Annotated in this window: 11 protein-coding genes, 2 tRNA genes and 1 pseudogene; 5 read left to right on the plus strand and 9 right to left on the minus strand. The window is 66.1% G+C overall.

From position 1 onward, the window contains the following. Positions 1 to 539, plus strand: a pseudogene (gene eno / locus V2S85_RS00005) (phosphopyruvate hydratase); the annotation flags it as partial. Between the two features lie 113 nt (positions 540 to 652). On the opposite strand, the gene V2S85_RS00010 reads toward eno, so the two are convergent. The 7 genes from V2S85_RS00010 to V2S85_RS00040 all read right to left on the minus strand — a co-directional run bounded on the left by V2S85_RS00010 (position 653) and on the right by V2S85_RS00040 (position 6,616). Next, positions 653 to 1,219, minus strand: a complete 567-nt coding sequence (locus V2S85_RS00010; RefSeq protein ID WP_330700850.1) for a winged helix DNA-binding protein — start codon at positions 1,217 to 1,219, stop codon at positions 653 to 655. Between the two features lie 181 nt (positions 1,220 to 1,400). Next, positions 1,401 to 1,565, minus strand: coding sequence for a hypothetical protein (locus V2S85_RS00015; protein ID WP_330700851.1), 165 nt, complete (start codon positions 1,563 to 1,565; stop codon positions 1,401 to 1,403). Positions 1,566 to 1,939: 374 nt separating this feature from the next. Next, positions 1,940 to 2,362: a 6,7-dimethyl-8-ribityllumazine synthase gene (gene ribH / locus V2S85_RS00020; protein ID WP_330700852.1), complete on the minus strand. Its 423-nt coding sequence runs from the start codon at positions 2,360 to 2,362 to the stop codon at positions 1,940 to 1,942. Between the two features lies 1 nt (position 2,363). Further along, positions 2,364 to 3,677 carry a 3,4-dihydroxy-2-butanone-4-phosphate synthase gene (ribB, locus tag V2S85_RS00025; protein ID WP_330700853.1) on the minus strand — a complete coding sequence of 438 codons (1,314 nt, stop codon included), beginning with the start codon at positions 3,675 to 3,677 and terminating at the stop codon, positions 2,364 to 2,366. A gap of 57 nt (positions 3,678 to 3,734) precedes the next feature. Further along, positions 3,735 to 4,538, minus strand: coding sequence for a crotonase/enoyl-CoA hydratase family protein (locus V2S85_RS00030; RefSeq protein WP_330700854.1), 804 nt, complete (start codon positions 4,536 to 4,538; stop codon positions 3,735 to 3,737). A 112-nt stretch (positions 4,539 to 4,650) separates the two neighbouring features. Beyond that, complete coding sequence (locus V2S85_RS00035) at positions 4,651 to 5,481, minus strand: coniferyl-alcohol dehydrogenase (RefSeq protein ID WP_330700855.1); 831 nt, start codon at positions 5,479 to 5,481, stop codon at positions 4,651 to 4,653. Positions 5,482 to 5,623: 142 nt separating this feature from the next. Continuing rightward, on the minus strand, positions 5,624 to 6,616 hold the full coding sequence (locus V2S85_RS00040) for a YihY/virulence factor BrkB family protein (RefSeq protein WP_330700856.1): 993 nt from the start codon (positions 6,614 to 6,616) through the stop codon (positions 5,624 to 5,626). A 173-nt stretch (positions 6,617 to 6,789) separates the two neighbouring features. On the opposite strand from V2S85_RS00040, the gene V2S85_RS00045 reads away from it, so the two are divergent. The 4 genes from V2S85_RS00045 (at position 6,790) to V2S85_RS00060 (ending at position 13,951) form a co-directional block, all read left to right on the plus strand. Beyond that, entirely contained in the window at positions 6,790 to 9,096 is a 2,307-nt protein-coding gene (locus V2S85_RS00045; RefSeq protein ID WP_419198148.1) for an autotransporter assembly complex protein TamA, read from the plus strand. 50 nt (positions 9,097 to 9,146) lie between these two features. Beyond that, a complete protein-coding gene (locus V2S85_RS00050) occupies positions 9,147 to 13,382 on the plus strand; it encodes a translocation/assembly module TamB domain-containing protein (protein ID WP_419198155.1) in 4,236 nt (1,411 codons plus the stop codon). After that, complete coding sequence (locus tag V2S85_RS00055) at positions 13,382 to 13,576, plus strand: hypothetical protein (RefSeq protein WP_330700859.1); 195 nt, start codon at positions 13,382 to 13,384, stop codon at positions 13,574 to 13,576. The genes V2S85_RS00050 and V2S85_RS00055 overlap by 1 nt, the downstream gene beginning before the upstream one ends. 66 nt (positions 13,577 to 13,642) lie before the next feature. Further along, positions 13,643 to 13,951, plus strand: a complete 309-nt coding sequence (locus V2S85_RS00060; RefSeq protein WP_330700860.1) for a PilZ domain-containing protein — start codon at positions 13,643 to 13,645, stop codon at positions 13,949 to 13,951. An 8-nt stretch (positions 13,952 to 13,959) separates the two neighbouring features. Here the strand turns inward: V2S85_RS00060 and V2S85_RS00065 are convergent. Next, positions 13,960 to 14,035, minus strand: a tRNA-Lys gene (locus V2S85_RS00065). 24 nt (positions 14,036 to 14,059) lie between these two features. Further along, positions 14,060 to 14,135 (minus strand) — tRNA-Lys (locus V2S85_RS00070). Between the last annotated feature and the right edge of the window lie 107 nt (positions 14,136 to 14,242).

Below are 14,242 nucleotides of genomic sequence, written 5' to 3' on the forward strand. Positions count from 1 at the left end.
AGAACGGCAAGTACGAGATCAGCGGCGAGGGCCTGAGCCTGTCGCCGGTGGCCTTCGCCGACTACCTCGCCGATCTCACCGAAGCCTATCCGATCATCTCGATCGAGGACGGCATGAGCGAGGACGATTTCGAGGGCTGGAAGGCGCTGACCGACAAGATCGGCCACAAGGTCCAGCTGGTGGGCGACGACCTGTTCGTCACCAACCCCAGCCGCCTGACGATGGGCATCGAGAAGGGCCTGGCGAACTCGCTGCTGGTCAAGGTCAACCAGATCGGCACGCTGACCGAGACGCTCGAAGCCGTCTCGATTGCCAACCGCAACGGTTACACCGCCGTGATGTCGCATCGTTCAGGCGAGACCGAGGATGCGACCATCGCCGACCTTGCCGTCGCCACCAACTGCGGCCAGATCAAGACCGGCTCGCTCGCCCGTTCGGACCGGCTTGCCAAGTACAACCAGCTCATCCGCATCGAGGAAGAGCTGGGCAAGGCCGCGCGTTACGCCGGCCGCGGCGCGTTCGGCCGCCTGAGCGTATAAGGGAAACGATGCGGGTGACCGGTGCCGGGCATTGGCACCGATCACCCGCTCCCCCGCATCGCCGGCCGGTCAATCCTCCCATGGGGAAAGAGGCGGTGACGGCCCGGCCGGTGTCAGCGTGCGGCGGCGATGTCCTTGGCGGACTCGTCGAGCAGCACGACCGAGCGTGACGCGGAGGCGAAGTATTCGAGCATGGCGGCGTAGCCGCGCGCGCTCAGTTTGACGTAGACCCGCCGCGCATCGCCGGGATCGGCCTCACGCATGAGCAGGCCCTGCTTCTCCAGGATGGCGATCCAGCGCAGCGCCGTCGTCGAGGGGACGGCAGAGCCGATGCAGGCGCTGGTCACCGAGACGCGGCGACGCTCCTTGGCCGCGATGAAGAGGTCGAGCAGGATATCCCAGGCCGGTTCGCCGAACAGTTCCTCCGAGCGGAAGATCTTGGTCCGCCGGCGGCGGTCATCATATGTCTGGCGGGCCAGTTCGACCCAGATCGGGTGGTCCTGGCTGGCCGCGGCCTTGCCGCTTTCTCGTGTCTCTCCGGCAAGGGCGAGGCTTTCCAGGATCGCCGAAGGGCTTTCCCCGATTTCCAGTTCCCGCGCCATGGCCAACAGTTCGTTGGCGATGCCGATGAGGCGGATCGCCTTGGCCCGATTGCGCATCAACTGGTCCGTGTTCTCCATCCAATAGGGCCGCCAGATGCAGGCCGCGCGACTTCGTTCGCGAAAGTCATCGCGGCGGTTGTTGCCATCGTTGCGAGAAAAGCCGCGAAGACCAGCGCATCATGCTGGTCAGTCGCGTCCTGTTGCTTCGTCCGCCACGGATAAATCATAGGCAGACTCACGAGGGGGCGTCTCGCGTAGCTTAATCCGTATTGGACGCTTTGCGCGGGATATCGAATTCGCGACAGAGGGCTTCGATGGCAGTCTCGAGATGGGCTGCGGCGACGAGCGCGCCGATGGCCTCGATTTCGCCCAGCCGCGATTCCAGATCTGCGACGAGCGATTTCGCAATTGCGTCCTTGTTCACCCAAGAGTTCTCCAGCGGGCGAGGATGTCGTTCCTCGTCCGGACTCGACACCACGAGCCTTGGTTTGCGACCCGCCGGTTGGCCCGGCGCCGATTGTTTCAGGTTATATCTCCGTTTTCGATCAAAATCGGAGTCATCTTGGGTCGAACTACACGAAGACGGAGAATTGAAAACCGGCAATTTCGCGATGTCCTAGATGTGAACATCTTGAAATCACCGATTACCTCAGGGTGTATTGCGTAATCATGAATGAATTTTCTACTTATATGTAGATTTTCTTATAAGTAGATTTACTTATGCGAATGTAGGCATTGTCCATTCGCCTCGCCGGGGCGCCTGTTGGTGTCCACGCGCGCCCGGGAGCATATCGTGCTTCAGGCGCCGAAGCGCTCCTTGAGCTGGTGCAGCGCGATCGCGGCCTTGGCTGCCTCGCCGCCCTTGTCCTTCTGCGCCGCGTCCGCACGCACGAGCGCCTGCTGTTCGTTCTCGACGGTGAGGATGCCGTTGCCGATGGCGATGCCGTCCATGGTCAGCGCCATGATCCCGCGGGCGCTCTCGCCGGCGACGATCTCGAAATGGTAGGTCTCGCCGCGGATGACCACGCCGATGGCGACGTAGCCGTCATAGTCGCCGGTCGAGTCGGCGAGCGAGATGGCGGCGGGGATCTCCAGGGCACCGGGCACCGTGATGACGTCCGCCTTGTGTCCGGCCGCCTTGAGCGCGGCCTTGGCGCCGGCGACCAGCATGTCGTTGAGATGGTCGTAGAAGCGGGCCTCGACGATGAGGAAGCGGGCCATGTCAGTTCGATCCTTCGCAAGCCGGGGCGGTGATGGGCCGCTCGCCGACGATGTTGAGCCCGTAGCCTTCCAGCGCCACCAGCGAGTGATGGGTGTTGGTCAGCAGGACCATGTCGTGAATTCCCAGTTCCGCGAGAATCTGGGCGCCCACGCCGTAGTCGCGCAGTTCCTCGAGGTCGGGCGTGCCGCCATTGCGGAACTCCTGCTTGATGTCCATCACCCGCGACATCAGCTTGTTCATCGGACGGTTGATGACCACGATCACGCCAGAGCCCTCATCGGCGATGATGTTCATCGAGTGCTGCAGCAGATCGGTGCGGTCGCCGGTAGTCTCGCCGAAGATGTCGGCGAACAGCGAAAGCGTGTGCATGCGCACCAGCGTGGGTTTCGAAGGGTCGATGCGGCCCTTGACCAGTGCCACGGTCTCGTCGCCGGTCGCCCGGTTGAAGTAGCTTCGTGCCACCCAGTCACCGCCGTGGCGCGACTGGAAATTCAGTTCGTTGCGCTTCTCGATCATGCGATCGTGCTTGCGGCGATAGGCGATGAGGTCGCGGATCGTGCCGATCTTGAGATCGTGCAGGCGTGCAAAGCCAATGAGGTCGTCCATGCGCGCCATGGTGCCGTCCTCCTTCATGATCTCGCAGATCACGCCGGAAGGATTGAGCCCGGCGAGGCGCGAGATATCGACAGCCGCCTCGGTATGACCGGTACGGACCAGCACGCCGCCGTCGCGGGCGCGCAGCGGGAAGACGTGGCCGGGGGTGACGATGTCGTCGCGGGTCTTGGTACCATCGATGGCGACCGAGATCGTACGTGCGCGGTCGCCCGCCGAGATGCCGGTGGTGACCCCCTCGCGCGCCTCGATCGAGATGGTGAAGGCGGTTTCATGCCGCGTGCCGTTGTGGCGGCTCATCAGGTTGAGCCCGAGTTCATCGACCCGCTGGCTGGTCAGTGCTAGGCAGATCAGCCCGCGGCCGTGCGTGGCCATGAAGTTGATCGCCGCCGGGGTCGCCATCTGCGCCGGGATGATGAGGTCGCCCTCGTTCTCGCGGTCCTCGTCATCGACGAGGATGAACATGCGGCCGTTGCGTGCCTCGTCGATGATCTCCTCGATCGGCACCAGCACTTCGCGCTCGTCGTTCGAGAACAGCACGCGCTCGAGTTTGCCGAGGGTATCGGCGGTGGGGTTCCAGTCGTCCTCGGTGCAATCACGCAGGGTATTGGCATGGAGGCCGGCAGCACGCGCCAGGCTGGACTTGCTCATGCCGCCCTCGGTAACGAGCTTGCGGACCTTGTCGATCACATCGGTTGCCATTGTGGTGTACGATCTCACATTACGATGTGATCGAGGTAATCGTCATTCACATTGCGATCAAGAGCCTTTGAATTCCGGTGCGCGCTTTTCGAGGAATGCGGCAACGGCTTCCTCGTGGTCGCTGGTGGCATGCGCCGCAGCCTGCATGGCCGATGCCATTTCGAGAAGCGTCGCAAGGTCTGCGCGGCGGCCTTCCCAGAGGAGGCGCTTGGTCATCCGGACGGCGTGCGGAGGGTTCGCGGCAATGCGGCGGGCGAGGGCGCGCGCTTCGCCGAGCAGGTCGGCATCGGGCACGACACGGTTGACGAGGCCGCAGGCGAGTGCCTCGGCTGCGTCGATCGCATCGCCGGTCAGCGCCATCTCGGCGGCTTTCGACCAGCCGATCACGCGGGGCAGCAGCCACGAGCCGCCGTCGCCCGCGATCAGGCCCAGCTTCACGAAGCTCTCGGCGAATCTGGCGCTCTCGCCGGCGATGCGCAGGTCGCACATACAGGTGAGGTCGCAGCCCGCGCCCATCGCGGCGCCGTTGACGGCGGCGATGACGGGTACTTCGAGCGCCGCGAAAGCGAGCGGGAGGCGCTGGATACCGCGCTTGTAGGAGAGTCGCGTGGCGGAAGGCGATCCGGCATTGAGGCTGCCGCCGGGTTTCATTGCGTTGATATTGCCGCCCGAGGAAAATCCCTTCCCCGCGCCCGTTAGGATGGCGACACGCGCCTTCGGGTCGGCTTCCAGCCGGGCGAGCGCGGCGAGCAAGGCCTCGATCACCTCGGCGTCGGAGATGGGATTGCGCAGTTCCGGCCGGTTGAGCGTGAGAAGGACGATGCCTTCGTCGTCGATCTCGTAAAGCACTGCGTCATTCATCGTATCGTCTCCTGTCCGGTCGCGATGCTTTAGCATGTGGCCTGTCATGCGAAAGACCCGGCCGGCGTGGTGCCGGCCGGGTCTTCGATCGGGATCGCCGGATTGGAGACGCTCAGGCGTCCTGCTTGCGCGCCATCATTCTGGTGATATCGACCTGGCCGGTCGCAAGCCCGCCCATGAAGCCGCCGTCCACCGGCAGGACCACGCCGTTGACCACGCCGGCCAGGTCGGAGTTGACGAGAACCAGCGGCCCGGCCTGCTCCTCGGGCGTGGTGTAGCGGCCGAGCGGCTCGGCGGCGGCATCGACCACGTCCTTGCCGGAAACCGCATGGAATGTCGCCATCATCGGCGTCTGCGTCGGCGAGGGGAGCGAGCAGTTGATCCGGATGCCCTGCTTGATGAGACGGGCACCCATGAACTGGGTCCAGACGATGACGGCCTCTTTCGAGAAGGCATAGCCCTCGCCGACCTGGTCCATGTTCGCCTCGCACCAGTCTAGGCCGGCCTGGAAACCCTGCGTTGCCAGAAGTTGCATGTGCACCGGGATCCGGCGACTCCAGCCCAGGCCGCCGGTGGAAGCGATCGATACGATCGCTCCTTTGCCGCTCATCAGCGGGATGACCTGTTCGGTCAGGTGCCGGGTGCCGAGGAAATTGACCTTCATCGTGTCCATGGCCGGGAAGCCGCCGCCGCCCGGCAGGCCGGCGCAATTGAACAGCGCGTCGATCTTGCCGCCGACACCCGCCACGGCCGCTTCCAGGCTGGCCGGATCGCGCAAGTCGATCTGCGTGAACGACGCCATTGGCACGGTGCTGGGCTTGAAGTCGAAGCCGTGGACTTCGGCGCCGAGCGATACCAGCAGCTTCGCCGCCGCCTCGCCCATGCCGGAGAAACAGCCGCTGACGATTACGCGCTTGCCCTGATAGCCCAGAACATCACTCATCTTGCCGATCCTTCCTCTCTCGGGCTCGGTGCGGGATGGGCCGACCTGCCGCTTGCTGCGCGTAGCTAGGCGCTGTGGCGTGGTCGGTTCAACCATGGCTGCGGCTCATCGCGGGTACGATGGGCCGGGCCCGAGATTCGCGCTAGCGTTCTCCCGCCCCGTCCGCGCGGCGCCGTTCCGCGTCGGCGCGTCGGTGTTTGCGGCGGGCGAGTTGGCCCATCGAGGGTACGCCGTCGTCGATGAGGTCCGCCAGCACCGCGCCGCGCTCTCCGGGTGGGCGGGTGGGGCCGACGGTGGTGTCGCAGAAGGTCTGGCGCTCTATTTCGGCATTGAGCAGCGCTCCGAGCAGGACGCCGTAGGCCGACAGGAATAGCCACATCAGGAACACCACGATGGCCGAAAGCGAGCCGTACGTGGCGTTGTAGTCGCTGATGTAGGCGACATAGAGGGAGAACCCGAACGACACCAAGAGCCACAACAGCGTCGCCAAGAGTGATCCGGGAGCCAGCCAGCGCCACTTCGCGGGGCGGCGATCCGGACCATAGCGCATGATGAGCGCGAACCCGCTGCTGCCCAGCGCGATGGCCGCCACCCAGGTCAGGATTTTGAAGGTGAGTTGTGTCGCGTCGCCGAGGTATACGCTCGTCTGGGTTTGCAGCCAGGCGAAGACACCGCCGGACAGCACGCCGGTCAGGGCCAGCATGACCGCCGCCAGGGTGAGGGCGCCGGTCCGCAGGGTCATCGCGATGAAGCCGCGTGTCTCGCGCTCCTCGTTGATGATGTTGAGCGCGCTGACCATGCCGCCCGCCGCACGCATGCCTCCATATATCGCGAAGAAAAGCGCGATCACCAGCGCCAGCCCGGTGACCCCGGAGTTGGTCGAGATGATCCGCATCAGTTGCTCCTCGAGCAGCCGTGCGACTTCAGGCGGGACCACGCCGACGATGCTCTGCATCTGCTGGCGCACCATGCCGACGTCGGCGACGAGGCCGTAAACCATCACTGTGGCGGCGATCAGCGGGGTCAGGGCAAGGAAGGTGTAGAACGCGAGGCCAGCCGAGAGCAGCCCCAGTTCGTGGAAGCCGATCATCACGTAGACGCGCTTTACCACCCGCAGCCAGGCGGCGCCCGGCATCGCCCAAGGCGCCTGTGCATCGGCGCCGGGTACGGCCTCGACACCCGTGCTCCCGCCGCTATGCATGGTCAACCTGTGTTAACGAGGGAACTTTCGCTGTTGCAATGCGATAGGCTTCTTCAGGAGGGGCCGGGCAGGCCGGTTCGGCAAAGGGGTGATTCGTCGCAGTGTCCATGTTCAGGCTAATCGACCACCGGGCGGCTTGTTCCCTGGCTTCGCGCGAAGGTTCAGTGGCGGAAGCTCTGGCCTTGGTACTGGCGCTGGCAGCAGTGTTTCCCGCCGGTCCGGCGCTTGCGCAGACGACCGCGACCTCCGGGACGGATGCCGCGCAGCCTGTCGACGATGCCAATCTGGAGGCTGGCAAGCTGGCGGTTCCCGCGCTGCCGGCAGAACCTGCGCTGCCGCAGGTCGATCCGATCATTCCGGACGGGGAGTTCAATTCCTCGGTTCCCGCGCTCGACGCTGCTGACGATCCCGAACTCGACAAGCCGCTCGAATCGATCGAGGAGTTCGAGCGTCGCACCGCCACCAGGCAGGCCGGGGCGAAACCCGAGGAGGGGCAGTCGGCCCCGGCGGGCGACCCCGCGCTTGCCGATGGCGACACCAGCGAGGCGATCGGCGATGCCCCGGTACGCGATGCGGAGTTGTCCGCGCCGCTTCCCGCGCTCGACCAGTTCGAGGTGACGCCGGTGAAGATCGCCGAGGATGCCGATGCGGACAGGAAGGACGTCGAAGTCCGCTATCGGCTCGACCTGAAGGGTCTGGACCTGGCGGACAAGGACACCGACACCGACCTCAAGGCGGAATTCAAGTCGGCTTCGGCGCTCGAGAAGGGCGACGGCAAGGCCTCCAACACGGCGATGATCGCGGCGCGTCTGACCGAGGACAGTCAGCTCATGGAGACCGTCCTCGCCTCCGAGGGCTGGTACAGCCCGCAAGTCCGCACGCGGATGGAGCCGCCGTCGAGCAAGGACGATCCGGCGATGACCGCCGTGATCCAGGTCAATCCCGGCAAGCGCTACGTCTTCTCCGATATCGTGATCAAGGCCGACCCGACCGAGCCGCCCGGTCTCATCGCCGACAATTTCCCGCTCAAAGTGGGCGAACCGATCGTCGCCGAGCGGGTGCAGGGTGCCGAGGCGCGGGTGGCCGTGGCGCTGCCGGAGAACGGCTACCCCTTCGCCGAAGTGGGACAGCGCGACATCCTGCTCGATCAGGATGCGGGCAACGGCGTCTACACGCTGCCGGTTACCGTCGGTCCGCGCGGGCGCTTCGGCGGCTTCCGGACCGATGGCGACCTCGCCTTCGATGCCGACCACATCCAGGTTCTCTCCCGGTTCAAGCGGGGGGAACTCTATGACAGTCGCAAGGTCGACGATCTGCGCAAGGCCCTCGTCGCCACCAGCCTGTTCTCCACGGTCTCGGTAGAGCCGGAAAAGACCGGCGAGGCGGCAGGCGACGGTGCCGAATACGTCACCCTCTACGTCAAGCAGGACGCCGGCCCGCCGCGCACCATCGCCGGATCGCTGGGCTATGCCGCCGGCGAAGGCATCACCGCGCAGGCGACCTGGACGCATCGCAACATGTTCCCGCCCGAGGGCGCGTTGATCGCCCATGCCATCGCCGGTACGCGCCAGCAGGGCGCCGGGGTCACCTTCCGCCGCTCCAACGCGGGCAAGCGCGACCGCACCTTCGAACTCGTGGCCGAGACGTTCCACAACGATTACGACGCGTACAGCGCCTATACGGGACGTATCGCGGCGCGCATCGCGCGCGATTCCACGCCGCTGTGGCAAAAGCGGTATACTTACGCCTTCGGCATCGAGATGCTGGGCACCGCCGAAACCGACTATGACGCCGCGACCGGCGGACGCAAGCGTAACACCTATTACGTCGCCGGGCTCAACGGGCAGGTCGGCTTCGATACGTCCGACGACCTGCTCAATCCGACCAAGGGCTATCGCCTGACAACGCTGCTGCAGCCCGAAGCGACCGTGCGCGGTGGGTTTGACCCTTACATCCGCGGGCGGATCGATGCATCGACCTACTATCCGGTGAACGACAGCCTGGTACTGGCGGCGCGTGTGCGACTGGGTACGATCCAGGGCGCCGGGCTGTTCGACATCGCGCCTTCGCGCAGGCTCTACGCAGGCGGCGGCGGTTCGGTGCGCGGCTATGCCTATCAGGCGCTCGGCGAGCAGGCGCCGGACGGCAACCCGGTCGGCGGTCGCAGCCTCAACGAGGGGTCGTTCGAGGCGCGCTACCGCTTCGGCAACTACGGCGTGGTGGCATTCCTCGACGCGGGGCAAGCCTATCGGGAGACGACCCCGCAGTTCAACGACCTGCGCTACGGCGTGGGTATCGGCGGGCGCTTCTACACCAACTTCGGTCCGATACGCCTCGACGTCGCCACTCCGCTCGGCCGCAAGCCAGGAGAGGCGCGCCTCAACATCTACGTATCGATCGGGCAGGCATTCTGATGGCCGGGGAAGACAACATCGGCGAGGGCAACCAAGGTAACGGCGACGGCATGGTGCCGCAGGACGCTACCGTGACCACCGGCGGGGATGCCTCCCGCCCCTCGCGCTGGCACCGCATCCGGGTGCGGGCGCTCAAGACGATCGCCTTCGTCGTGCTGGGCGTGGCCGCGTTCGTCCTGGCGGTCGTGCTGGGCATCAACACCGGCCCGGGCCGCCGCTTCGTGGCCGACCAGATCGCCGCGCTCGAATTCGAGAACGGCATGCGCATCACGGTCGCCCGGATCGATGGTTCGCTCTACGGCAAGATGATCCTGCGCGGCCTGTCCGTGCGCGATCCCAAGGGCGAGTTCCTCTATTCGCCGGAGATCCGCATAGACTGGAGCCCGTTCTCCTATCTGCAGAACCATGTCGACGTGCGCAGCGCCACGGCGCAGCGCGTCGTCCTGCGCCGCACGCCGCATTTCCGCGAAACCCCGCCGAGCAACGAGCCGCTGCTGCCCGATCTCGATATCGACGTCGGCACCCTGCGCATCGACCGCTTCGTCGCGGAGGCACCGGTCGCGGGCAAGCGGCGTATCGTCACCGTCTCCGGCCGCGCGCACATCGCCGATGGCCGCGCGCAAGTCAGTGCCAAGGGCGGCACAATCGCCGTCGAGGGCAAGGAAGGTGGCGACCGCTTCGATGCCACGCTCGATGCCGTGCCCGCCCGCAACCGGCTGGACCTTTCGCTCGACATGGATGCGCCCAAGGGCGGCCTCATCGCCGGACTGGCGGGGCTGACCCAGCCGGTCACGCTGAAGCTGGCCGGCAAGGGCGACTGGAAGGCCTGGAACGGCAATCTCAACGCCGATCTTGGCGATGGCGAACTGGTGCGCCTGGCGCTGACCGCGCGGGACGGCACGTTCGCGATCAAGGGGCCCACGCATGTCGCCAGGCTGTTCACCGGCCCGACCGCGAGCCTCCTCGGCCCGATCACCGACATCGACCTGACCGCCGCTTTCGAAAAGCGTCGGGCACGGGTTTCCGGCCTCATTTCCAGCGATGCCTTCCGCCTGACCCCGAATGGCCTCGTGGACCTCGGCGAGAACCGCTTCGAGGATCTGAAGCTGGCATTCCTGCTGACGAAGCCCTCCGCCATCGCGGAGAACTTGAGCGGCGCCGGCCTGACCGCCAACCTCGCGCTCGACGGCGCCTTCGCCACGCCCTCGGTGAACTACGAGATCGCCGCAAGGCGCATCGTGATGAACGACATGGGGCTGGAGAACCTGTCGGCCAGGGGCGCCGCCAAGGTCGATGCCGGGCATATCATGATTCCGGTCGCGGCCCGCGTAGCGCGTATCACCGGGCTCGACAGCGTGGCAGGCGGCAAGCTCGCCAACGTCAATCTCAATGGCGATCTCGCGATCGAGGGCACGCGCGTCCTGTCGGACAACATGCGACTGCGTTCGGACCGCATCGATGCCGGGCTGATCCTCGTCGCCGACCTGAGCAAGGGGCTCTACACCGGGGCGATCGACGGCAAGATCGACAATTATCGCGTCGAGAGCGTCGGCATCTTCAACATCCGCACCAACATGGACCTTAAGACCGAGGGTCAGGGCTTCGCGTTGCAGGGCACCGTGCGGGCGCGCTCGACCAAGCTGCTCAACGACAGCCTGCAGACGTATCTGGGCGGTAATTTCTCGGCCTCTTCCAACGTCAGGTATGGCTCGGACGGGGTCGTGCGCTTCTCGTCGGTGCGGATGAACGCGCCGTTGCTGAAGGTTACGGGCGGGCAGGGTAGCTGGTCCCCCGATGGCCGCATCGCACTGGCCGCGAACGGCACTTCCAGGGAATACGGCGCGCTGGGCGTCCGGGTCACCGGCACGATCCAGAACCCCGACGCCCACGTCACCGCCGAGCATCCTGGCCTCGGCATCGGCCTCGCCAACCTGGACGCGCGGATCAAGGGCGCGCCGGGCGGCTACCGGCTCGATGCCAAGGCGGATACCGATTACGGTCCGCTGCGTGCCGACGTCACCCTCGGTCTCGGCAAGGCCACCTCGGTCCAGATCAATAGCGCGAACCTGTCGGGCGTCGATTTCGCCGGGCGCATCGTCCAGACCCCGGCCGGCCCCTTCGCGGGCCAGCTGACCGCCACCGGCAACGGCATCGGCGGCGTCGTGCGGCTCGACGCTGAGGGCAAGTACCAAGCGGCCGACTTCAACCTGCGCGCGAAGAACGCCATCTTCGACGGTCCCGCCAAGCTCTCGATCGGCTCGGCGATCATCGACGGGCGCGCGGTGCTTTACGACAAGCCCTATATCGTCGCCGACGCCCAGATCGCCGGGACCAGCGTGGGTGCGCTCGACCTCGCCGCCGCACGCGTGATCGTCGACTACCGTGACGGGCGCGGCAAGGCGAAGGGCCTGATCGAGGGCGTCAGCGGCGTGCCGTTCCGCCTCGGGCTCAACGCCGACCTACAGCCCGAACTGTGGCGCGTGGCGCTGCAGGGGCGCGTGCGCGGGCTCGACGTCAAGACCACCACACCGGCGCGGATTGTGCCCAGGGATGGCACTTACGAACTGCTGCCGACCAACATCGCCTTCGGCGGCGGCAGCCTCAAGCTCGCCGGCTCCTACGGTGAGGGCATGAAGTTGCAGAGCCGTCTCGAAGGAGTCGACCTCGCGATCCTCAACGCCTTCGCGCCGGGCTACGGCATTGGCGGCAAGGCGAGCGGCAGCTTCGATTTCGAACAGGCGAGCGCCACCGCCTTCCCGCGTGCCGACGCGCGCCTGACGCTGAACAACTTCACCCGCACCAGTTCCTCCGCGGTCAGCCAGGGCGTCGACGTCAATTTCGTCGGCAAGCTGCTGCCCGATGGCGCGGAAGGCCGCGCGGTGATCCGCCGCGCCGGAACCGTGATTGGTCGCCTGGTCGCCAGCCTCAAGCCGCTTCCGCCAGGAGAAGGGCCCTGGAGCACGCGCTTGATGGAGGCGCCGCTCGGCGGCGGCATCCGCTACAACGGTCCTGCCGACACGCTGTTCTCCTTCGCGGGGATTTCCGGACAGACGCTGACGGGCTCGGTCGGGCTGGCGGCCGACTTCTCGTGCCGCGTCTCGGACCCGTGCATCAACGGCGTCGTCCAGGGGCGCGACATGGTCTACGAGAACCAGGCCTATGGCACGCGCCTCAGCAACATGGCGCTGGCGGGCAAGTTCACTGGCAATTCGCTCGAACTGACCTCGCTGACCGCCCGCGCCGGTGACGGCACGGTGAGCGCCAGCGGCAGGGTCAGCCTCGCCGCCGACGCCGGCTATCCGATGGACCTGACGGTGAAGCTCGACCGTGCGCGCCTGGCCCGCAGCGATGCGCTGTCGGCGACCGCGACCGGAAACTTGCGCCTGACCAAGGCGGCGGGCGAGCCGGCGCTGCTGTCCGGCGAGATCCGCCTGCCCGAAACGCGCTACCAGATCGTGCGCGAGGGCGCGGCTCAGATCCCGCGCCTTACCGGCGTACGCTTCAAGCCGCCCGTCGGGCCGCATCGCATCACCGGCGACGAACCCGCCCCGACCGCCACCAGCGCCTTCGCACTCATCCGGCTCGACCTGCGCCTCCGTGCGCCGGAGAAGCTCTATGTCTCGGGCATGGGCCTCGAATCGGAATGGAGTGCGGACTTCCGTGTCAGCGGTACCAGCGCGGCGCCGTCGCTCTCGGGCGAGGTCAAGCTGGTGCGCGGCACGCTCGGCTTCGCGAGCCGCTCGTTCGAGCTCAGCGACGGCCTGATCTCGTTCAACGGCGGCCAGACGATCGACCCGACCGTGGACATCACCGCTACCGACGATGTCGACGACGTCACCGTCAACGTGAACGTCACCGGGCGTGCGATGAACCCGACGATCGATTTCTCGTCCGATCCCAGCCTGCCGGACGACGAAGTCCTCTCGCGCATCCTGTTCGGCAGTTCGATCTCCAACCTGTCGGCGCTGCAGGCGGTCCAGCTGGCTTCTTCGCTGAACTCGCTGCGGGGTACGGGGGGCGGGCTCAATCCGCTGGGCAAGCTGCGTTCGGCGGCCGGGATCGACCGCCTTCGCATCCTCGGCGCCGACGAGACCACCGGCCGCGGCACCGCCGTCGCGGCGGGGCAGTACCTGACCGATGACATCTACGTCGAACTCATCACCGATGCGCGCGGCTTTACCGCGACGCAGCTGGAAGTGAGCGTGACCAAGTGGCTGTCGGTGCTCAGCCAGGCCGGCGGTTCGGGCGTCAACAGCCTGAACGTGCGTATCAAGAAGGACTACTGATGCGCGCCGGAATGCTGACGGTTCTCGCGCTCGCGGCGCTGCTGGGGGGCTGCAAGCGCGAGCCGAGCTTCGACGAGCGCTACGATGCCGCCAACAAGTCGATCGTCGAGCGGGCAAAGCGCATCGACGCGCAGATCGCCGCTACCGGTGCGCCCCCCTCGGGTTCGAGCGAGGGGGCATCCAGGGCTCCGTGAAACTTCGGGTTTACCTCTGATCGCTAGGACCGGTGCCTGCCCCCTCCAGCCTCCAGAAGGAACCCCATGCAGCCTGACGACAACGACCGGCTTGCGCCGCGCGGCACGGTGCTGCTCCAGGCGCGCTGTCGCAAGTCGAGCTGGCACGTCTTTCCGGTGGAACTGGGCGATCTGTCGCAGGGTGGCTGCAGCATCGTCGGCAGCGGCGAATCGTTCGCTGTGGGCGAGGTGGTGCGCCTGACGTTCGCGAACCTCAAGCCGATCGAGGCCCAGGTGCGCTGGGTGGTCGAGGGGACCGCCGGCGTCGAGTTCCGCGCCGCGCTCAAGGCACGGGTGATCGACGAACTGAGCGCGGTTTATGGGATATCGGGATAGCGAAAGGGTGGTGGACGCACTTGGGCTCGAACCAAGGACCCGCTGATTAAGAGTCAGCTGCTCTACCAACTGAGCTATGCGTCCCCACAGGGTCTTCGCAGAATAGGATGGTGGACGCACTTGGGCTCGAACCAAGGACCCGCTGATTAAGAGTCAGCTGCTCTACCAACTGAGCTATGCGTCCACGCTACCTGTCCTCGAAGGGCCTTGCGGCCCCGCCGGTCGGCGGCGGAGAGGCCCCTATAACGGCAGATTTTCACATTGGAAGCGAAAATGTGAAAAAGTTTTACG

The sequence above is a fragment of the Novosphingobium resinovorum genome (assembly GCF_036352595.1).
GTDB classification, from domain to species: Bacteria; Pseudomonadota; Alphaproteobacteria; order Sphingomonadales; family Sphingomonadaceae; genus Novosphingobium; species Novosphingobium resinovorum_B.

Coding starts and splice junctions, on each gene's coding strand:
- V2S85_RS00010 (WP_330700850.1), bottom strand. CDS start 1,219: ATGGAGAACACGGACCAGTTGATGCGCAATCGGGCCAAGGCGATCCGC.
- ribH (WP_330700852.1), bottom strand. CDS start 2,362: ATGGCCCGCTTCCTCATCGTCGAGGCCCGCTTCTACGACCATCTCAAC.
- ribB (WP_330700853.1), bottom strand. CDS start 3,677: ATGGCAACCGATGTGATCGACAAGGTCCGCAAGCTCGTTACCGAGGGC.
- V2S85_RS00030 (WP_330700854.1), bottom strand. CDS start 4,538: ATGAATGACGCAGTGCTTTACGAGATCGACGACGAAGGCATCGTCCTT.
- V2S85_RS00035 (WP_330700855.1), bottom strand. CDS start 5,481: ATGAGTGATGTTCTGGGCTATCAGGGCAAGCGCGTAATCGTCAGCGGC.
- V2S85_RS00040 (WP_330700856.1), bottom strand. CDS start 6,616: ATGCCGGGCGCCGCCTGGCTGCGGGTGGTAAAGCGCGTCTACGTGATG.
- V2S85_RS00045 (WP_419198148.1), top strand. CDS start 6,790: ATGTTCAGGCTAATCGACCACCGGGCGGCTTGTTCCCTGGCTTCGCGC.
- V2S85_RS00050 (WP_419198155.1), top strand. CDS start 9,147: ATGGTGCCGCAGGACGCTACCGTGACCACCGGCGGGGATGCCTCCCGC.
- V2S85_RS00055 (WP_330700859.1), top strand. CDS start 13,382: ATGCGCGCCGGAATGCTGACGGTTCTCGCGCTCGCGGCGCTGCTGGGG.
- V2S85_RS00060 (WP_330700860.1), top strand. CDS start 13,643: ATGCAGCCTGACGACAACGACCGGCTTGCGCCGCGCGGCACGGTGCTG.